This is a genomic window from Parapedobacter sp. SGR-10 (assembly GCF_011030405.1).
In the GTDB taxonomy this organism is placed as follows: Bacteria; Bacteroidota; Bacteroidia; order Sphingobacteriales; family Sphingobacteriaceae; genus Sphingobacterium.
Map to the genome: position 1 here is coordinate 1 of NZ_JAAJTJ010000039.1, position 18,518 is coordinate 18,518.

Genomic DNA, 18,518 nt, shown 5'->3' on the forward strand with positions numbered 1-18,518 from the left:
TACTCTATAGTAATATTTCTTGGACCAAACATGGTCGCTCAATAGATTTCTGCCAAAGCAAACTTATCAAGAGGCTTTGCTATATCTTCTATCTTAAATAGAGCCCACCATTATGTTCTTTTCAAAACTAAATCCGAGTCTATTTGCGAAGATCGCAAGGACATTATTATTACCCCAATGAGCCGACACGGTCGATCTGGTAATGCGGTATTTTGGTCGCTTTTCGCTTGCGCAGGGGTCTATCTTTTTTAGCTGATTGGCGTTGTATGCTCCGAAGCTTTTCTTCGATCTGTTCGGTCGATAGATCCGGCCAATAGGTACGGGCAAAGTCCATGAGGTCGCCCCCTTTGCCAAGTAGACCAAGTGAGCTGTCAAACCAAGTGTTTAATCGGTTATTGACCGTTAGGACTATTTTGTTGTTTGTTCGGTTTCCGAACACGCTGGCGTACCAAAATTCATTGCTACTGATCGATACAGGTTCATGCCCCAATGCTTTGAGTAGGGAAACGAGGGTCAACGGCTCATCGTGTGATGTGTTGCTTTTGTAGGATGTCATGAGAAAAATGTTTTTGATGTGATGGGATAGGTTTACAGGTAGCGCATGGCCTGACGGGATTTGCTCACGGCTTCGATCTCCATGCGGTCGAGCCGCCATGCTGCGGAGTGGTTGCCGTCCTTACGTGGTGTAATAAGACCGAGACCGATCCATTGTTCAACGTTATTTCGCCCATAACGGCGGAATGCTTCCGATTTTTTAAGGTATGGCTTGATGTGTCCCGTCTTGGAAAGGGCCAGTTTTGCACCCATTTCGGCGGAATAGGAAAGCAGTGTCTGCAACTGCAGCGGTGTTAATAGCATGTTCATTGCTTTTTGAGTTTGATGGTTCATTGATAAGGGGAATAGGGTTTCCCATGATGGAACCGGCAACGGGCAGCGAACCCGAAATGATCCGCTCTTGCCGATTATGGTAAGTTGTCGGAGCTACTCACGTCAGTCTATACAGACCGGGCTATCGCCTGCCAATGCGCTTTCAGCATATTGGTATTGCCATGTATTGGCTTACCTCACTTTCGCAAAATTTCCTGCTCCTCGCAGGATAATGCTTCACTCCTCAATGTCAAAGAACGTCCATGCTCCGCTATCGCAGCGGATGCGCTTACCTGTCTCTTGTGGGCAGGTAAGTGATCCGATTGCTCGAAGCCGCGACGACTTCAAGTTCCGATCTGTCAAGAAAGATTTGGGAAGTGTCGGTAGGTTGTTGGGCCAAGATCAGCCCCTCACGGAGCCATCTGTCCACGTTGCTCCGACCGTACAGGCGGTAAGCATCGGCTTTGGTCAACTGATCTGGAACGGGGCGTTCTTGTTTGATTGCATTTGCTGTTCCTTGTTCGGCTGCATTTTTTAGCAGCGTTGCCAATTCGACGTACCTCATACTTCCCGATGGGTTTATTCTCCCATTCGGGTACAAAGCACGAAAATGACATGGTGCAAAAACAGTGAAAGGGGGTGAAAGAAACGTTTCACCCCCAAGTCAAAATATGGGTCTAAATAGAATTAAATGTGTGTTTTATTAAAATTAAAGGGAGTGGATTTTAACGGAGAGTTTCCGAATCCATCAAAAAGGAAAGTGTCACATCTAGCCCTTGGGATAGGGCATATAAGGTACTTAGGCTGGCATCGGTTTGACCGAGCTCTATATAAGAAAGTTGGCGGTAGTCGATACCCGAAAGTTCGGCTAACTTTTCCATCGTTAGCTTTCTTTCCGATCGTAGGTCTCTAACCCTTTGACCGAGAGCTTTAATCAAATCTTCATTCCGTATGTGCTTCACATAACGAAATTGCGACATAATTACCTGCAATGTTATGAAGTATACTTCATATTATCCAGTGTATTTCTTAAATTTGATCTTATAAAGCACTTTTTATTTATTTTACGCACCTTTATTTCAATAAAGATGACACCCTCAAACATATCTCTTACCAAGTTGCAATTTGAAATAAATTTCATTCGACGGGCGAAACGCTTAGGACTAGAAACGCTTGAGGATGTCATGACGATGAGTTTATCCAATCTACGAACACATAGCGATTTCAGCTATATCTGGTACGCTACTCTTTTGGAAGTATTGGAAAAACATCAACTCTTGGAGGAGTTCCAGCGTAGACAGTTATGAATCCCTGATGCCCGACGTATTATGGTGCTTATTTAGCCAATTTACCATACTGATCAAATGACCTTTCATCTTCTTCGCCGTAGAGAAATCAATATCAGTAGATTTCTTTTGTAAGCTCTCCGCAGAGATAAAAGGTGTTCTTGGCGTACGGAAATGTCGGGCATAATAAGCAAACGTTTTTCCTACTTCTTCGTTCTGTAGAATACCTCTTTCAATGAAAAGACGTATAAATAGTCCAAATTGTGCTACTGGAAGATTCACCTGCATACGATCTGATTCTTCCGACATTTTATTGTCTTGCATCGCAACCCGTCGCAATTTGATTCGTTCTCGGATATAGAGTTTTTTTTCTTTAGCAAAATTCCTCAATTGCTCTCGGATAGACTCATCTTTTACACTCCATCTTAATTCCCGTATTAGTAGTAGCCCGTTGATTCTATCTTCAAATGCGATAAGTGTTTCCAATTGAGTATGCAAATTCGGAGTGTCGAGAAGTTGGCTGTTAATTTTTTTGACCATGAAATTGAAGAAAGATGGTGTGTTAAAATCATACCGATACAGGAAATTCTCCATTTCCTCATTTGAACTAAAGCGGGTTTCGTCTATTTTATTAAGAATGACAGTAGCATATTTGACGTCAGCTCGGTTGATAACTTTCCGCGAAATTAGTAATTTGATTCCGCAAATCACCAATTCTCGAAGTTCAGGATCAATGTCCGATTCTTTGAAACATAGCTTCAATCTTTCAAGACGGTATCGCAATTCGATCCGGACATTTTGGATAGAATAAGCAGTAAGGGGAAGATTGTTAATAATTTCGGCATCATACTTGCCACAATTCTCAATCAATGATTCTAATAGTGATAGAGTCGTCTGATAAAGTTGCCGTATCTCGGGAGATGTTGATATTGAGCTGCTTGTTTTTTGTAAGCTGATCAGATAGTTGTATATTATATCACTCAGAAACACTAACTGAAGTAAGGCAGCCGCAGCCTGCTTTTTGGAGAGATTTAACATTTCAATGAAGCAAAGCCTGAACTCTTTAAATCTCTTTTTCAAACCGATAAAATGGTCTGATATATTGAGATTGTGTATATCACCTTGGCGAAATCTATCTGGGTTTAGTTCATCTTCCAAGTGGTATATCCATCTATTATAACTTTTAGTTGTATCCATAGTGTAAAAGGCTTAATGAACAGTTTGTCTGAACGTCCTAAGCGGACATTGTATTTGGTCTGGCCCCTAATGGGGCTCAGACTACAAACGTTTTACGCTTCTACGGTAGAAGTCATACAACAATTCGACATTATTTGAACATATGATGGGAATAGCGTTTGATAGCGTTTCGTCATTCCATGTCCACCATTTTATTTCAAGGAGCAGATCGATATGTCGTTCGGAAAACCGTCTTTTAATCGGCTTTGCCGGATTTCCGCCGACAATTGTATATGGATCTACGTCTTTAGTAACTAAAGAACGGCTTCCAATAACTGCTCCATCGCCAATTTTAATTCCAGGCATAATCATCGCTTCGCTGCCGATCCAAACGTCATTACCGATCACCGTATCTCCAGATCCGACAAATGCGTCGATAGCTTCCTTGAAGCTGTCGACTTCCTCTTTCATATAGAAAAATGGAAAGCTTGATATCCAATCATGACGATGTCCTTGATTTCCGGCCATTATAAAACTTGCCCCACTTCCTATAGAGCAAAACGATCCTATAATCAATTTATCTACATTATTTTTATCGGGGAATAAATAACGAGCGCATTCGTCAAAAGAGCGACCATGATAGTAACCGGAATAGTAGGAGAATTTCCCAGCTACAATATTTTTGTTTGTAATATGGTCTTTTATTATTTTGCCTTTAAAAGGACTTTCAAAAAAATTTATCATTATTAGCATACTTAAAATTTTACAAATAAAAAGCCGGGGCAGTCATCAACTGCCCGGAAAACATCTTATTTGTGGTACGCTAATCTGACTTTTTCATCTAACAAATATAATGATTTTTATGGAAGAGTATGTTTTTTAAAAAAGTCCCAGATCAAGGTATTTGCATCGATAGCTTTCGACGGTGGGTCGGCTCCCGGTCTTACTTTATTTCCACCGGGCCATGAATGTCCTCCATCTTTGGTAGCATAGTGTACAATGACTGGAACATCAAATTCATTTTTCCATATCGACAGTTTATATTCCGGCTTATCAATTATTTGGATATCTGACTGGCAATGATTTCGCTCAGACCAAACAGTTAAAACAGAATCTATGGGCGGGAAATAGTACCCCAAAGCATTTCTGCCTCCGTCATATGGCACTATTTTGTCTATCAAGGAATGAAGATGTAAAATGGGTATGGACCGAACTTGTGTCGCAGGAGCGTTATAAACCATTGTGCCGCTTACTGCCGCTATCGCGGCTACTTGGTCGGGTATTTCGGACGCAAGTCGATAAGCCATCATTCCCCCGTTCGACATACCCGTTACGTATACCCGTTTGGGATCGACACGGTAATCTGTGACCAGCTTGTCAATGAGGTCACTGATAAACTTTACATCGTCAATATTTTCCTTCATAGCGTAGTCGCAACAAGTGCCCGCATTCCAAGTGCGGATACCGAGCTTACCATTGCTTTGAACTCCATTTGGATATACCGCAATGAAACCAGCGTTGTCTGCCATGCGTGAGAAAAAGTAGTCTTTTTCAAATTGAATCGCGTTCCCACCGGTGCCGTGTAGCCCAATTACTAACGGAAAATTACCGTTATCATTCTCGTATTTTGGAGGTAAATTGACAATAAAGGTGCGATTCAAACCGTCCACTTTAATAACATCCTCGAAATTGCGAGGATTAATTATCGGACCATTATCATCTTTACATCCACTGCTGAAAAGTGTAACGGAAAAAAGGAAAAATATAAAACTACACTTAGAGGTCATAAACATCATCCTTGCCTCCTTTTGCTTTTTTTTATTTCCGCTTTGATCTCTTTCTTCACGGCTTTGTACTGCTTATATTGTTCGCTATTCAAAACTGTCTTCATTTCTCGATCTCTTTCCTTGTTCAAGCTGCACAGCGCTTTCATTTTTGAAAACCGAGATGTTTCCGATTTTTTAATTGCGGTCAATCGTGAGATATACTCATTATTGATTGAGTCAACTTTTTCTTTTTGCGTCTCATTGAGTTGAAGTTTTTCTCTATAAATTTCAATTGTTTGTTGAAACGCTGGGCGTTCACGCTCATCGGTTTTTAATTGGGCAAACGTAGTGCCTATTCCAGCCAACATTAACACTAACAAACCAAATATTTTTGCTTTTTTCATACTTAAATACTTTAAATAAAAATGGCGGAAAACAACCCTTAGATGGATAGTTTCCGCCATTCATTAACATTTTCTCCTTTTATTTATTGATAAAAATATGGACTCTCAGTTTTTTCTTTGCGTCGTCCGTTTCCTGTAACCCGGCTATCCAAATCGTATATATTTTACCTTTAGCCAGATCAAGGTCTTCGACCGTTAGTAAGGTCTCTTTTGCCTCGGGATCCACGATATCAAATGTAGTTTTCTTAGCATCGACTTCCTTATAGGCGCTGGCGGACTTGTAGGCAATATTTTCAGCCAGTTTCGTCTCGCCGTTTACCATATTCAGTTTACCAGCGTCTGGTGAAAGGTGAATGAAGCGAACTTTTGCTTTATCGGCCTTTGGAGCCGTTAGATCGTCGCTGACCTGGATCAGTTCAAACGTTTTACCATCTTTCGAATTGCTGGCAAGTAAGGAGTAATTTTTGTCTTTTTCCGTTTTGAACGATTTCTTCAAAATCGATTTGTCGTCCTTCCCCTTGATTTCAAACGCGCGTTCACCGGCGGTTATGTCGACATATTTCAAGCTATCGCCAAAGCCGAGCAGTTTGTTGTTGGCCTTCTTCGTGTCGATAAAAAAGTTTAGCGAGTCGCTTCCGAAAGCCGCATTTAAAAGAGCAACCTTACCGGATCCTGCTGGGGGCTTGGGTGTGTCCTTATCATCCTTTTTGCAACCAACTGTCAGCGCCACTATGGAAACCATTGAGGCAAGGATAAATAGTTTTGGAGTTCTCAGTAATTTGATGTTCATAGTAATTTAATTTTTTGTGTTTATAAATTCAATTCCCTAACCCAAACACACAAGTAATTGATTATGCTACAGAAAAAAACAATAAAAAAATAAATCTGAACATCTGCAGCTCCGGTGTAGCGTTTATTCCAAAACGTGTGTTTCTGTCATTAAAAAACAACTTTTGGCATCCTGTAAGATTGAAAGCAAACCGTCGGAAAAAATTGGGCACTGATAATGACTTGGTCGAAGTTCTGTCGAGGGATTGGCAAAACATCGGAGATAAACTGAGAGAACGCATATACAAACACTATTGGGGATATCTCATGGGAGTTGCTTTAAGGTATGTTTCTGATCGGGATACAGCAGGCATGGTCGTAAACGATAGCTTCATGAAAATCTTCTCGAACCTTAAAACATTTGAATGCACCGATCTTGAGAATTTTAATAAAATATTGAAAGGATGGATGGCAAAAATAACAGCTCGGACGGCGCTTAATGAAATACGTAAGCACAAAGCAAGCACATTACAAGAACCACTGACCGATGAGCACGACTGGCGCTTTCCTGTCATGTTGCAGGATAATCTGCATGTTGAAAATGTATGGGATTTAATCAACAACCTTAATCCCAATTATAGGAAGGTATTCACGTTGTATGAGATCGAAGGCTTTAATCACGATGAAATCGCAGAATTAATGGGGATAACAGCAAGTTCAAGCCGGGTATATCTGGTTCGAGCAAAAGAGAAACTTAAGATGTTGTACCGGACTTTAATGGTATAGATATGGATAGCGAAGAAAAAAAACTGATAGATGAAATCAGAGATGGACTTAATAATTTCGAGATACCGTACGAAGAAGGCAATTGGGAAAATTTCCAGAAGTCGTATGGAGAAAAATTGAACGGAGAAGAGAAAAAGCGGCGAAAAGCACCCTTAATCCTTTGGAAGTATATTTCAGCTGCAGCGGTATTAATTGGTATCCTGATATACATCCCATGGCAGTGGAATGGGAAAGAAGATGTTAGGCATGACCGAGTTGCAGAACATCGAAAAACTTCGACAAAGGATAAGGGACCAAGTTTACCCATGCAAGATCAACGCGACATTAAAGTCATGTCTTCCCGTGACGACCGACCAATTGCACAGGCTATAAATAGAACGTTTATAACGAATGATGAATTAGTTGACAATGCGATTATGAGATTAAACGCAGATGACACGCAACCCGTTATTGGAACGCACGAAAAAGTTCCAACTCTGCCTTCTCTTGTTTCGCCGGCAATAACTGAAGAAGAAACAGCTTCATCCGGTTGGAAGGAATCAACGATCGCATCCATAGATCGGCAGGAACAACATGGGACTACGTCCGGCAGATGGAAATTTGGCGTCGAGGTCAATTCATCGTTCACGACAGATAAACCTAACGTTGCTGCCGGTATATTGACACAGTTCGAGGTTTCGGAAAAACTCAAACTATCTACCGGCCTCACGTACTCGCGTATATCGGCGATACACGATACCGATCCGGTGCAGCTGTCATACGACACAAAAATGATCGGTGGTGAATCTACGATCAAGGCAATCGATATACCGCTCACGGTTGTTTACGAACCGACGGACGGCTGGTATGCTTCGGTAGGAGTCTCGGCTCTAGCCGTTTTGGACGAAGATAAAATCTATCGCATGGAGTCGGAAGTACTCCGGGAGAACGTGGTGACGGACCCAACAAGCGGAGCGTCGGTATCTGTTTTTGAAGTTATCAAGAGTGAGTATAGTGAGAAAAGTATGGACACTGATTTCGAGGGTCGAAGCAATTTAAGTTACCTGAACCTTTCCATTGGTAGAAAGCAACGCTTCAACAAGCGCACGGACCTGCTCTTTGAACCGTTTATCAAAATCCCGATGGGAGGATTGCAACGCGGTGACGTAAATCTCCTGAATTCGGGCATCAAGATTAAAGTCCTATTCTAAATATATATTTTCACTTTTTATGTAGCGAATACGGACTAAGAAGTGTTTTTGACAATACAGAACTGAATACTAACAAAATAAAAAACAAAAAAATGAAAAATCAACTTGTATTTACATTCTCCGGATTAATGATTGCATTGAGTATGCTTTTCCTATTGGGTTGCAGCAAAGAAAGTAATGGACCTGAAAATGAAGATCCATTTCGACTGGAAACAAATCTCTTAATGGGTAACAAACTATTCCTAAATACCTTAGAAGGCCGTAATTCCGACAATGCCTTTGAAGTACTGGAAGTCGTGAGGAAAAATGAAGTGTTGGAAGTTACGGTAAAAGGAGGCGATAACGCAGGATCGTTCCAGTTCATCTGGGATGGCCGCGTACAAGAATCTTTTCCCATGGGAATCCAATTGATTATGTTGTACAACGGTGCAAACGAAGATTTTGACATCAACGAGGAAAGGACTGTGTCCGTGAACCTTCAAAAAATAATCGGCGAACGAAACAATGTCAACGATTATCATTTTAATGTGATCAACGGGTCAAAGATACAGACCGTAACGTTGAATCCTGACGGTACAACTACAACTGAGAAAAAATAACAAGGTAAGCGTACCGATATAAAGGGCTTCCTGAATGGAGGCCTTTTTATTTATAGGTAATCCCAACACATCCATACTATAAAAACATTGAACCATGATATAACGCCAAGGCGTAGAATAAAGGGTGTTTCAAATGTCGCTACAGTACTATCTTGTACACAAAACCACCTTTACCTTTGTGTTTTAGCTTAAACTTGTCGTAAGATAAGCTATTCGCAATTTGTTTCAGGTATTTTTGAGTAAGACTATAAATCAACCAAGAAATAAAAAATGAATAGGAAAAAAGAAAACTTCAAAACAACTCTGACTTTACAGGCAGAAGAAAAAAAAGTTTATGACGGTCTAACCAAATCAATCAGCGAATGGTGGAGCGAGATGTTTGAAGGGACTGCAGAACAGCCGGGCCAAACCTTTACCATTCGCTTTGGTTCGCAAGTTTTTAAAACCATGTTGGTGGAAGAACTACTGAGTGGCAAAAAGGTAGTTTGGCGCGTTATTGATGCGCTTATCGACCTTCCTGATCTGGCCAATAAAACAGAGTGGATCAATACACATATGATTTGGGATATATCCGGTACCGCCAATAGTACGGTTTTACAACTGACACATGTCGGATTAAATTTAGATATGGAATGTTACCATGTTTGCGTAGCCGGTTGGCAAAGCTTCCTCTACAGTTTTGAAAAATTTGTGACTACCGGGCTTGGAACGCCTTTTAGATTATCGGATACAAGTTGATATTTCCCGTTATTGCAGCGTTGGTATTATCATTATAAGAAACGAGTAGAAATGAAGAGTGTTAGCTAAAACAAATTGTTGGGTGGTTAAAATACTATGAGAAATGTAATATTAGACTTAGCAGTAACTCTTGATGGATTTATTGAAAGTTTAAATGGCGAAATAGATTGGTGCATTATAGACGAGGATATGAATTTTGACAGTTTTTTTGTCAACCATTGACGCTATATTTTATGGTAGAGCTAGCTACGATATTTGGGAAAACTTCAAACCTGAGATAAATGCACCGACGGCTGAATTAAAACTTTGGGCGGGAGTTCATTCGAAAAAAAAATATGTTTTTTCGAATCAGTGCAGAATAGACAATAATGCCACATTTATCAATTTCAATATTTCAGATAAGGTTGCAGAAATTAAGAAACAAAGTGGAAAAGACATTTGGCTCTACGGTGGCGCAGGTCTTATTAAGACTTACAATTGGGGCTTATTGACATTTATCGTATTTCTGTTCACCCGATAGTTTTAGGAAGTGGAAAACCATTATTTGAAAACTTGAAAGAACGGATAGACCTAACGCTGATAAACAAACATTATTAAATCAGGAGTAGTTCAACTAGTTTATGAACCGAAGAAATGAACAACCAACAGGGGAAAACATTTAATGTCAAAAAAAAACAAATAAATATTGCAGACCAGTTATTGAATATCATGTGGTCCACCATCTGTTTTGCCCCTATTGTGATGTATTGGACGGACTTAGTTGCTCAAAAATGGCTATATGTTTTTGTTTTTTCAGGTATCGTCACAATATTTATGCCGAAAGGGGTTTTGTACAAGCTAAGGTTCAGTGGCAGGAGAAATTTTTACGAGAACAGTGGGGTGAAAACGTTTAGAAAACTTGTGCAGGAGGGCAATCATAGGTGGGCGACTAAAACAAAAATTAAGAATGTCACCAACAAGATGGAGGCTATAAGATTTCTAGGTAAAACTGATATGTACGAACGGTTTCATTGGGGCTGTTTAATTTTCTTTTTGTTCTCAAGCCTACATTGTTTTGTCCATGGAAAGCTGATATATGGTATTTTAATCACCGCCGCAAATGCCGTTTATAATATACCAACTATTCTCTTACAGCAATATAACAGATTGCGGATCGAAGCGATGCTGGAGCGCGAAGAAAAATAGGGTTTAGCACATTTTTTGCTTTTGTAAAACCTGACTGAGGATACTTTGTTTCACAAAAAACTTTTAATGGACTGCTGATGGCTATTCGTACATTTACGCCCCCAATTTACCTTAACAGTATAGTTAGGAGAATTTGGCATACCGATTTCCAATTGCCGGATGACTATTGTCAATCGATCCGGATTTTGGCAAATGGTGCGCCCGGATTAATATTTCAACATTCCGACGGACATTCGGCCGTGCAGGGTGCGGGAGACTCGCTTTTGCCTATATCATATATCTATGGACAAGGCATTGCCCCTTGTGTAAACAGTATAAGAGATAGCGCTTTTGTTTGTGGATTTGAATTTTATCCTGCTGCGTTAAAGTATCTTTTTGGCATAGACGCATCTTTGCTTACAAATTCGCTAGTCGAGCTTGAATATCTCATTGGCAGACGGATTAACGATCAATTACTAAATGCTTGTGATACAAAGAGTGTTGTCAATTTGCTTTGTACATTACTCGCTCAGAATCTGGCCGGACGGAAATCTAATGGTTTCGTAGAAGAGAGTGTCCGCCTGATCATGAAAGAAACCGCTGCAATCACATCAGCTACACTTCCGTCTCATTTCAATATTTCAAAAAGGCAATTTCAAAGAAGATTTAAGGAGCATATAGGTGTTTGTCCGGAGACTTATATTCGGATTATTAGATTTCAAAAATCCATTCATTGGCTTCAAAATCAGCATTATCGTAAGATAAACGATATAAGTTACGCGCTCGGTTATGCTGACCAATCTTATTTCAATAGAGAGTTTAAATTCTTTTCCGGCTATACGCCGACGGAATTTTTAAAAACAATGACGACTCAACAGCCTTTTTATCAAAGGTCTGAACAATCTATGGTTCCCCTTCGAATTCTGAGTTATTAATTCAAAACGTCGCTAAAGTCCAATTTTCTAAATCACCTGACAGGTATTTTTGTAGTTATTAACGAGTAAATTGCTATGATAAAAGTACATCATCTTAACTGCGTGGAAATCCGATCTCCAGGGAATGGGAGAGCTATTGGGCATTGTTTGCTATTAGAAGCTGGAAGCCGCCTTATTCTCGTAGATGCCGGAATTGGACTTAAAGACACGAAAAACCCTGATAGTCGAATTGGCCAGCATTTAATAAATATTGTCGGGTTTAAATTTAACGAGGACTGGACAGCCGTGAGACAAATTCAACGTCTTGGATTGGATCCAGGAAATGTGACAGACTGCGTCGTCAGCCATTTAGATCCCGACCATATCGGCGGATTAGTTGACTTTCCAAATGCAATTGTACATGTTGGGCTGGAAGAATATGAGCATTTTCAAAACGATAATCCCCGTTATCTGCAACATCAACTCGGCCATCTGCCGCCCATCAAAACTTATGCAAATACTTCGGAGACCTGGTGCGGCCTTGAGGCTAGAAAGATTGCCGTCTCCGAAACGGAAATATATCTTATTCCGCTTTTTGGACATACGCTAGGACATTGCGGGGTGGCTTTAAAGTCTGAGACAGATTGGTTGTTTTATGTAGGTGATGCCTATTATCTAAAGGAAGAGTTGACAGACCCTGACCATCCCGTCCATACGTTGGCTGAAATTAGAGCTGATGATAACCGGCTACGGATCGACTCGCTCAATAAAGTGCGCCGATTTAGGATAGAAAATCCACATATTAATGTATTTGCGTACCATGATGCTAGTGAGTATGTGACATTCCTTTAGCAGTGGAATCTCGTGAATTATTTGATGAACCACTGAAAACAAAATATAGTTGATTCCTCCTAAGCCAAATCTTAAGAAGTCTGTACAACTGTAGCTGATTATCATCGTTAAACGTTTTATTATTAAGCATTATTATATGAAAATAACCTATCAAACAGGCTTGATACCAGACACAAAGGACATTGTCGAAGTATATCGCAGTTCCGGCATAAAAAGGCCGGTGGAAGATTTGGCACGTATTGCAAATATGTATACAAACTCAAACCTAATCGTCACAGCATGGGCTGGAAATAAATTGGTCGGAATTTCACGCTCTATCACCGATTTTTATTACTGTTGTTATCTATCAGATCTTGCCGTCAGAAAGGAATATCAAAAAACCGGAATTGGCAGTGAACTTATTGCGTTAACCAGAGAACGAATCGGTGACCAAGTGGCACTTATATTGGTATCGGCTCCAGAGGCAATCGACTATTATCCCAAAGTTGGATTCGATAAAATAAACAACGGTTATATGATTAAAAGAAGCAAATAACCTAATCGACATAGAAAAAGTCATTCTTTAAGAATGATTATAAAACAGAAAAATGTCCATAGGTGAAACAAATAAAGTAAAAATTTATGGAAGGAAAACACGAATATAGCGTTAAAGTAACATGGACCGGAAACTGCGGTCAGGGAACAAGCGATTATAAATCATATAATAGAGATCACGTGGTTTCGATAGAAAGTAAGTCCGATATTTTGGGTTCCTCTGATCCCGCATTTCGTGGCGATAAAACCAAGCACAATCCTGAAGAACTGTTCGTTTCTTCATTATCAACTTGCCACATGCTTTGGTATTTGCATTTATGCGCACAAGCGGGTGTGGTAGTCACGGAATATGTAGATAATGCGATTGGTGTAATGGAAGAAGATTCGACGGGAAGCGGCCGATTCGTAAAAGTAACGCTTAACCCAATGGTAACGGTCACTGAAGCTTCTATGATTTCTGAAGCCAACAAATTGCATAAGCGGGCAAACGAGCTTTGCTTCATTGCTAACTCGGTAAATTTCCCGGTTGGACATAATCCCAATACGGTCGCAACGAACTACACTTAGGGATATAATGATTGGTGAGCTATTTACAGATAATTAAAAATTATATGAACCTTTTGCTAATGGCATGCAAATCATGACATACGAAATTCATTATCCATAAATAAAGAATGTTATTACCTTTTGAAGTATATAACCCTATTTGGAAGGATCAGTTTGAAATAATCAAACAGGGATTGAATGAGATACTTTCTGACTTACGGGTATCGATTGAGCACATAGGGAGCACATCTGTGGAAGGCCTATCAGCAAAACCTATTATCGATATTATGGTAGGCATGAATCGTGAATCAGATCTTGATGAGGTTCCCCCGTTGTTGATGGATAAGGGATATATCTATTATGAAATTTATAATATCACTATGCCATACCGGCGTTTCTTCGTGCTGCTTACGAACAGGCTTCTCAATTCGAGATTGCCGTCTCAAATACGGCAAGGCAATGAAATTTCCGAACTGTTGCAAGACCACACCTTGCGTAAGGCTCATATCCACGTATTACCCAAAAATTCATCACATTGGCAGAGGCACATTGCATTTCGGGACTATCTTCAGACCCATCCTACAGTAAAAGAAGAATACCAAGCCCTCAAAGAAAAACTGACGAAACAGGTATGGCGAGACGGAAATGAATATAATGAAGCGAAAAATGCGTTCATCAAAGTCGTGGAAGAACGAGCTTTAAAATGGCATCAACGCAACTAAAGTGAATCATACAAGCTAAATTCGTGTATGAATTGTTGGGGGCAGTTATAGCACATAATTATTTCGTCACTATGTCAAAGTATATTTTAACTTGAAGGAAGGATGGAACAAAAATGAAAAAACGAATATGAAAGACAGCCAAGGAACCGAAAGCATTTATGGGCAAACATCCATAATGCGTTTCTTCTTATTAATGCTTTACGGCACCATAGGTATCTCATTTGCAATGGCGGGCCAGGAAATTCATTATGAGTTACAAGTTCCTGTGGATAACAAAGAAAATTTCAAGGTGGTATTAACTGTTCCTACAGGAGCACTGGCCGACAGCGTTTATCATTTTGTAGCCTATGCACCGGGAGTACACCAAAAACTAGACTTTGGCAGATTAGTAACGTCCTTTAACGCTTATGATGATCGCGGAAATAGCTTAGTTGTAAAACGGATTGGAACTAATGACTGGCATATCAAATCGAGTAATCAATTAAAAAAAATCGAATATGAGATCGGTGATACGTTTGATTTGCCAGCTACCGAAACTCTTGTTCATCCACAAGCCGGAACGGGAATTAGCACTGATTATGCGGTAATTAATCCCCATGCAGTTTTTGGATACTTCCAAAGTCTTTTAACGATGCCGATACGATTGGATATTGTCTATCCGGCAAACTGGAAAATGGGCAGCTCTTTGATACCGGATGCTGACGGTAGCCTCTTTGCAAATTCTTACAAGGATTTGCTGGATGCGCCAATAATGATTGGAAACTTGTCTTCAGCAAAAATGGAAGTTGGCGGAATTGATGTAGAAGTATTTGTTTATTCGCCAAACGACTCCATTGACGCCAGCAGAGTGTTGGAAGTTAGTACACCGGTACTTGAGTCTGCCACTCGATTTATCGGTTTTGCACCCGTTTCACGGTATGTACTACTGGTCTATTTACACTCAGATGAAGCGGCGGATGAGATGCCAAGCCTCAATTATTGGGGAGCTCTCGAACATGGTAATAGTTCTACCTACGCGCTGCCGGCGAAAACTGAAATGTTACCATATCTCAAAAATATGATCGCCCATGAGTTTTTACATATTTTATCTCCGCTTAATTTACATAGCCAAAGTTTGATCGCGTCCGATTATTCGAATCCTGTGAATCAAGACGATCATCTGTGGTTATACGAAGGAGTAACGGAGTGGGCAACGCATATTATGCAGCTCCGCAGTGAGAACATTTCATTAGACGAGTATTTGAACGTACTTTCTGGGATGATTAGGCGCAGTAGAACGTTTGAAAACCCTTACAGTCTACTTAAGTTAAGCAATGAATGGCACAGAGAAGATGTTGGCCGTCAATATGGTAATATTTATCAATTAGGGGCGCTAACGGCGACGATCCTTGACATCCGATTGCTCCGGTTGTCAAACGGCCGTCGTGGCCTTCGAGAAGTTTATTTAGAATTCATCAAAAAGTATGGAAAAGATAAACCTTTTGATAACGCTACCTTTTTCGACGAGTTTATCAAGAATACTCATCCAGAAATCGAAACATTTATCAAAAGTCATATTTTGTCTTATACTCCGTTTAATTTTGATGAGGAATTTTCTCCGATTGGAATCGCTTATTTGCCTATGGTGCCGGAAGGTGCTGGTGAGGTATCCCTAGGTTTTACGCTCGGTGTGAGAAATAATGAATATATAGTTGAAAAGGTGCTTTCACCTGACACGCTAAAAGTGAAGGTTAAAGTCAGAGATAAAGTATTGTCGGGGCGGTTGAGCGGAAAAGACATTCTTGACACCGAAGGATTTTTAAAGCAAATTCATCAGGCAGATGTCAACGACACTTACCAACTTTGGGTTATTAGAGGGGATAAAAAGGTTAATTTGCAGGGAACTGTCTTGCAAAACGCGAAATATGATGTCTTTATGAAAAGAGAAGAGGTAACCACCACACAAAAAGATCTCCACCAGAGATGGATATCTTTAAATAATTTTTGATATAAATACGTTTAAGTAATGCCGACACCGATAGAAAACAATTTAATGAAATGTCTGATCGAACAGTTTAAAATTTCCAATCAATTATTAACTTATCACCTGAACACTTTGACCATAGAAGAATGCCTTTGGCAACCGTCAAAAAAAGGTATATATCTCAAACGTATTGGTGCCGACAAATGGAAAGGTACTTTTCCCGAAAGTGAAGATTACAAAGTTGGTCCTCCAAACATCGCTTGGCTGACTTGGCATATCGATTTTTGGTGGTCTATGGTTATCAACCATTCTTTCGAAGAAGGGACACTTGGTATGGACGATATCGTTTGGCAACCATCCATTGAAAAAATCACTAACCAATTTGAAACTCTTGCACAGAAATGGTTAAAATTGATCTCAGGGCTCTCAACGGACGACCTAAATTCTTCAAAATATTCAAAATGGCCTATTACCGATTGTCCATTCAGTGGCGTGGTGGCGTGGTTAAATCTTGAGCTAATGAAAAATGCAGCCGAAATAGGCTATATACGATTTTTGTACTGCACTCGTGACATGCGATGACGTTTTTATGGCTTCTAAAAATACTAAACTTGATCAGGGAAATTGATCGGCTACTTTTAATCGAATTGTCTCCGGATTTGGATATCAAAAATCGAAGTTTTTTCTACTGACCAAATGAAAGAAGACGGTTTCTATATCAGTTAACCGACTTCAACCCAAAGGTTCGATCCCCAGGGCTATTTGGTCTGAATGTTTTAAAAATGAAACAGATGAGAACAGATGAACTCAACGCTAATATTGAACTAGTACTGAGATATTTCGAGGCGTTAAAGGAACGTGATATAAATGCTATTATGTTGCTTCTCGCAAAGAACATAAATTGGTGTATACCCGGTAACGAAGCAATTGCGCCTTGGGTGGGTGTTAGAACGAACAAGAACCAGATTAAGGATGCATTGGAATTACTCTGGCTTAATACCGATCCGATATCAGGGACTATTGCCCATATTGCAGCCGATGAAAATGTGGTCATTTGTTCGGGAGAGTTTGAAAGCTTGATGCTGAAGACGGGCAAGACTTTCAAGTCTTTGTTCTTTACCAAAATAACGGTGGTTGATGGACTAATCGTGAAATACACCTTACTGGAAGACACTTTCGGTTTAGTAAGAGCTTTAAGTAATTAATCGTTCGCTTAATACGGCGAGAGGATTCACACATTGAAGCCAAGTCACCTTTTAATAACTGAAAATTATTAAAAGGTGACTTAAGAGTACTTCCGCTGTAGTTGGTGTACCAACCATCAAAAGCGGAAGCGATAGTCAGTTTTTGGAATTATCTTACACCCAATTGTGCTTTTGCTCCGGCTATATGACCCTCGTCTTGAGTCTCTAACGCAAAGAAACCATACGCCAAAGGTGCTGCGGCAGCTCTTTCTAAAGACTGGTCATATAGTTTATCCCAGACTTTCCCTCCATATTTTTCATACTCCATGATCAGAATCTGGAGGCTTTCTTCGCCAAAAACAGTTGCATGTCCGGAAAAATCAATCGCCGGGTCACCGACATGGGCGGTTGACCAATCAATAATTCCTGAAACAATACCGTCTTCAGAAGTAAGCACATGTCCGGCATACAAATCACCATGTATAAACTGGGTAAAGTCCGGCCATAATGTATCATTGTCCAGCCATTTTCTGTAGCGGGTCTCAAGTTTATCGCTTATGCCGATTTCTGATTTAACCAACCGCAAACGGCCAGCTAGCTCCGGTCTTAAACTTTCAGGCTGCATTATTTTCAGTTTATTCTTTTCAGCCTTTGTTTTACATATACCGTGTATTTCAACCAAGGCTTTCGCCAACGATTTGATGTACCGTGGATTATCCTTATCCATATTCCAACTTACTTCATAGGTTTGGGCATCAAAAGTCAAGACAGGTTTGTTTTTGAGCAACGGATAAGCTACTAGCTCGGGAGAACAGATTCTCCAATCAGGAACTTCAACAGAAAGATTTTTTTTAGCCAGTTCTAATATGCGTTTCTCTTTCTCGATTTGTTCACCCATGTCTCCACGACGAGGGATACGCAACAACCATTGTTGCCCCTTGTGATCAGTAGCAAATCCAACCTTAAAGTCGATGCCCATCTCGTTAAAATTCATTTTTTCCGTTAGCAACAATCCGTGTGCTTCGGCAAGTGTTTGAATATCTTTAATTGTCATTTTTA

24 protein-coding genes are annotated in these 18,518 nt (G+C 40.1%); 14 read left to right on the forward strand and 10 right to left on the reverse strand.

Features of this window, described 5'->3' with window-relative positions; genetic code table 11:
- Positions 1–169: 169 nt before the first annotated feature.
- The 9 genes from G5B00_RS17260 to G5B00_RS17300 all read right to left on the reverse strand — a co-directional run bounded on the left by G5B00_RS17260 (position 170) and on the right by G5B00_RS17300 (position 6,289).
- Positions 170–556 carry a hypothetical protein gene (locus G5B00_RS17260; protein ID WP_163878531.1) on the reverse strand — a complete coding sequence of 129 codons (387 nt, stop codon included), beginning with the start codon at positions 554–556 and terminating at the stop codon, positions 170–172.
- A gap of 32 nt (positions 557–588) precedes the next feature.
- Complete coding sequence (locus tag G5B00_RS17265) at positions 589–888, reverse strand: hypothetical protein (RefSeq protein WP_240894566.1); 300 nt, start codon at positions 886–888, stop codon at positions 589–591.
- Positions 889–1,156: 268 nt separating this feature from the next.
- Positions 1,157–1,432, reverse strand: coding sequence for a hypothetical protein (locus tag G5B00_RS17270; protein WP_163878537.1), 276 nt, complete (start codon positions 1,430–1,432; stop codon positions 1,157–1,159).
- Positions 1,433–1,592: 160 nt separating this feature from the next.
- Complete coding sequence (locus tag G5B00_RS18300; protein ID WP_163878540.1) at positions 1,593–1,847, reverse strand: helix-turn-helix domain-containing protein; 255 nt, start codon at positions 1,845–1,847, stop codon at positions 1,593–1,595.
- Positions 1,848–2,168: 321 nt separating this feature from the next.
- Positions 2,169–3,350 (reverse strand): hypothetical protein, encoded by a 1,182-nt coding sequence (locus G5B00_RS17280; RefSeq protein ID WP_163878542.1) that lies wholly within the window; start codon positions 3,348–3,350, stop codon positions 2,169–2,171.
- An 81-nt stretch (positions 3,351–3,431) separates the two neighbouring features.
- On the reverse strand, positions 3,432–4,073 hold the full coding sequence (gene catB / locus G5B00_RS17285; protein WP_163878547.1) for a type B chloramphenicol O-acetyltransferase: 642 nt from the start codon (positions 4,071–4,073) through the stop codon (positions 3,432–3,434).
- A gap of 116 nt (positions 4,074–4,189) precedes the next feature.
- Positions 4,190–5,125, reverse strand: coding sequence for an alpha/beta hydrolase family esterase (locus G5B00_RS17290; protein ID WP_317168865.1), 936 nt, complete (start codon positions 5,123–5,125; stop codon positions 4,190–4,192).
- Positions 5,122–5,499, reverse strand: a complete 378-nt coding sequence (locus G5B00_RS17295) for a hypothetical protein (protein WP_163878553.1) — start codon at positions 5,497–5,499, stop codon at positions 5,122–5,124. Before G5B00_RS17295 ends, G5B00_RS17290 begins: the two co-directional genes overlap by 4 nt.
- Before the next feature lie 79 nt (positions 5,500–5,578).
- Positions 5,579–6,289 (reverse strand): DUF4397 domain-containing protein, encoded by a 711-nt coding sequence (locus tag G5B00_RS17300; protein WP_163878555.1) that lies wholly within the window; start codon positions 6,287–6,289, stop codon positions 5,579–5,581.
- Positions 6,290–6,492: 203 nt separating this feature from the next.
- Here G5B00_RS17300 and G5B00_RS17305 point away from each other — a divergent pair, with 203 nt between their 5' ends.
- The 14 genes from G5B00_RS17305 to G5B00_RS17370 all read left to right on the forward strand — a co-directional run bounded on the left by G5B00_RS17305 (position 6,493) and on the right by G5B00_RS17370 (position 17,480).
- Positions 6,493–7,053 carry an RNA polymerase sigma factor gene (locus G5B00_RS17305; RefSeq protein ID WP_205966465.1) on the forward strand — a complete coding sequence of 187 codons (561 nt, stop codon included), beginning with the start codon at positions 6,493–6,495 and terminating at the stop codon, positions 7,051–7,053.
- A gap of 2 nt (positions 7,054–7,055) precedes the next feature.
- On the forward strand, positions 7,056–8,243 hold the full coding sequence (locus tag G5B00_RS17310; RefSeq protein ID WP_163878560.1) for a hypothetical protein: 1,188 nt from the start codon (positions 7,056–7,058) through the stop codon (positions 8,241–8,243).
- Positions 8,244–8,335: 92 nt separating this feature from the next.
- A complete protein-coding gene (locus G5B00_RS17315; protein ID WP_163878563.1) occupies positions 8,336–8,842 on the forward strand; it encodes a hypothetical protein in 507 nt (168 codons plus the stop codon).
- 270 nt (positions 8,843–9,112) lie between these two features.
- Entirely contained in the window at positions 9,113–9,580 is a 468-nt protein-coding gene (locus G5B00_RS17320) for a hypothetical protein (protein WP_163878566.1), read from the forward strand.
- A 208-nt stretch (positions 9,581–9,788) separates the two neighbouring features.
- Positions 9,789–10,100: a dihydrofolate reductase family protein gene (locus G5B00_RS18230; protein ID WP_240894568.1), complete on the forward strand. Its 312-nt coding sequence runs from the start codon at positions 9,789–9,791 to the stop codon at positions 10,098–10,100.
- 113 nt (positions 10,101–10,213) lie between these two features.
- Positions 10,214–10,765, forward strand: coding sequence for a hypothetical protein (locus tag G5B00_RS17330; RefSeq protein ID WP_163878568.1), 552 nt, complete (start codon positions 10,214–10,216; stop codon positions 10,763–10,765).
- A 77-nt stretch (positions 10,766–10,842) separates the two neighbouring features.
- Positions 10,843–11,679 (forward strand): helix-turn-helix domain-containing protein, encoded by an 837-nt coding sequence (locus G5B00_RS17335; protein ID WP_163878571.1) that lies wholly within the window; start codon positions 10,843–10,845, stop codon positions 11,677–11,679.
- Between the two features lie 75 nt (positions 11,680–11,754).
- A complete protein-coding gene (locus tag G5B00_RS17340; protein ID WP_163878575.1) occupies positions 11,755–12,510 on the forward strand; it encodes an MBL fold metallo-hydrolase in 756 nt (251 codons plus the stop codon).
- A 136-nt stretch (positions 12,511–12,646) separates the two neighbouring features.
- Entirely contained in the window at positions 12,647–13,045 is a 399-nt protein-coding gene (locus tag G5B00_RS17345) for a GNAT family N-acetyltransferase (RefSeq protein ID WP_163878578.1), read from the forward strand.
- Positions 13,046–13,131: 86 nt separating this feature from the next.
- Positions 13,132–13,611 (forward strand): OsmC family protein, encoded by a 480-nt coding sequence (locus G5B00_RS17350; protein WP_163878581.1) that lies wholly within the window; start codon positions 13,132–13,134, stop codon positions 13,609–13,611.
- Positions 13,612–13,718: 107 nt separating this feature from the next.
- Positions 13,719–14,312 carry a GrpB family protein gene (locus tag G5B00_RS17355; RefSeq protein ID WP_163878584.1) on the forward strand — a complete coding sequence of 198 codons (594 nt, stop codon included), beginning with the start codon at positions 13,719–13,721 and terminating at the stop codon, positions 14,310–14,312.
- Positions 14,313–14,439: 127 nt separating this feature from the next.
- Positions 14,440–16,299, forward strand: coding sequence for a hypothetical protein (locus G5B00_RS17360; RefSeq protein WP_163878587.1), 1,860 nt, complete (start codon positions 14,440–14,442; stop codon positions 16,297–16,299).
- Between the two features lie 18 nt (positions 16,300–16,317).
- On the forward strand, positions 16,318–16,857 hold the full coding sequence (locus tag G5B00_RS17365) for a DinB family protein (RefSeq protein WP_163878590.1): 540 nt from the start codon (positions 16,318–16,320) through the stop codon (positions 16,855–16,857).
- A gap of 209 nt (positions 16,858–17,066) precedes the next feature.
- The gene (locus tag G5B00_RS17370) at positions 17,067–17,480 is read left to right on the forward strand and encodes a nuclear transport factor 2 family protein (RefSeq protein WP_163878593.1); all 414 of its coding nucleotides are present in this window, start codon (positions 17,067–17,069) and stop codon (positions 17,478–17,480) included.
- A gap of 148 nt (positions 17,481–17,628) precedes the next feature.
- On the opposite strand, the gene mph is transcribed toward G5B00_RS17370, so the two are convergent.
- Positions 17,629–18,513, reverse strand: coding sequence for an Mph(E)/Mph(G) family macrolide 2'-phosphotransferase (gene mph / locus G5B00_RS17375; RefSeq protein WP_163878596.1), 885 nt, complete (start codon positions 18,511–18,513; stop codon positions 17,629–17,631).
- Positions 18,514–18,518 lie beyond the last annotated feature (5 nt).

Bases quoted from the DNA above. Each gene is read 5' to 3' on its own strand.
- G5B00_RS17260 (WP_163878531.1), bottom strand. From the start codon at position 556: ATGACATCCTACAAAAGCAACACATCACACGATGAGCCGTTGACCCTC.
- G5B00_RS17265 (WP_240894566.1), bottom strand. From the start codon at position 888: ATGAACCATCAAACTCAAAAAGCAATGAACATGCTATTAACACCGCTG.
- G5B00_RS17270 (WP_163878537.1), bottom strand. From the start codon at position 1,432: ATGAGGTACGTCGAATTGGCAACGCTGCTAAAAAATGCAGCCGAACAA.
- G5B00_RS18300 (WP_163878540.1), bottom strand. From the start codon at position 1,847: ATGTCGCAATTTCGTTATGTGAAGCACATACGGAATGAAGATTTGATT.
- G5B00_RS17280 (WP_163878542.1), bottom strand. From the start codon at position 3,350: ATGGATACAACTAAAAGTTATAATAGATGGATATACCACTTGGAAGAT.
- catB (WP_163878547.1), bottom strand. From the start codon at position 4,073: ATGATAAATTTTTTTGAAAGTCCTTTTAAAGGCAAAATAATAAAAGAC.
- G5B00_RS17290 (WP_317168865.1), bottom strand. From the start codon at position 5,125: ATGATGTTTATGACCTCTAAGTGTAGTTTTATATTTTTCCTTTTTTCC.
- G5B00_RS17295 (WP_163878553.1), bottom strand. From the start codon at position 5,499: ATGAAAAAAGCAAAAATATTTGGTTTGTTAGTGTTAATGTTGGCTGGA.
- G5B00_RS17300 (WP_163878555.1), bottom strand. From the start codon at position 6,289: ATGAACATCAAATTACTGAGAACTCCAAAACTATTTATCCTTGCCTCA.
- G5B00_RS17310 (WP_163878560.1), top strand. From the start codon at position 7,056: ATGGATAGCGAAGAAAAAAAACTGATAGATGAAATCAGAGATGGACTT.
- G5B00_RS17315 (WP_163878563.1), top strand. From the start codon at position 8,336: ATGAAAAATCAACTTGTATTTACATTCTCCGGATTAATGATTGCATTG.
- G5B00_RS17320 (WP_163878566.1), top strand. From the start codon at position 9,113: ATGAATAGGAAAAAAGAAAACTTCAAAACAACTCTGACTTTACAGGCA.
- G5B00_RS17330 (WP_163878568.1), top strand. From the start codon at position 10,214: ATGAACAACCAACAGGGGAAAACATTTAATGTCAAAAAAAAACAAATA.
- G5B00_RS17335 (WP_163878571.1), top strand. From the start codon at position 10,843: ATGGCTATTCGTACATTTACGCCCCCAATTTACCTTAACAGTATAGTT.
- G5B00_RS17340 (WP_163878575.1), top strand. From the start codon at position 11,755: ATGATAAAAGTACATCATCTTAACTGCGTGGAAATCCGATCTCCAGGG.
- G5B00_RS17345 (WP_163878578.1), top strand. From the start codon at position 12,647: ATGAAAATAACCTATCAAACAGGCTTGATACCAGACACAAAGGACATT.
- G5B00_RS17350 (WP_163878581.1), top strand. From the start codon at position 13,132: ATGGAAGGAAAACACGAATATAGCGTTAAAGTAACATGGACCGGAAAC.
- G5B00_RS17355 (WP_163878584.1), top strand. From the start codon at position 13,719: ATGTTATTACCTTTTGAAGTATATAACCCTATTTGGAAGGATCAGTTT.
- G5B00_RS17360 (WP_163878587.1), top strand. From the start codon at position 14,440: ATGAAAGACAGCCAAGGAACCGAAAGCATTTATGGGCAAACATCCATA.
- G5B00_RS17365 (WP_163878590.1), top strand. From the start codon at position 16,318: ATGCCGACACCGATAGAAAACAATTTAATGAAATGTCTGATCGAACAG.
- G5B00_RS17370 (WP_163878593.1), top strand. From the start codon at position 17,067: ATGAGAACAGATGAACTCAACGCTAATATTGAACTAGTACTGAGATAT.
- mph (WP_163878596.1), bottom strand. From the start codon at position 18,513: ATGACAATTAAAGATATTCAAACACTTGCCGAAGCACACGGATTGTTG.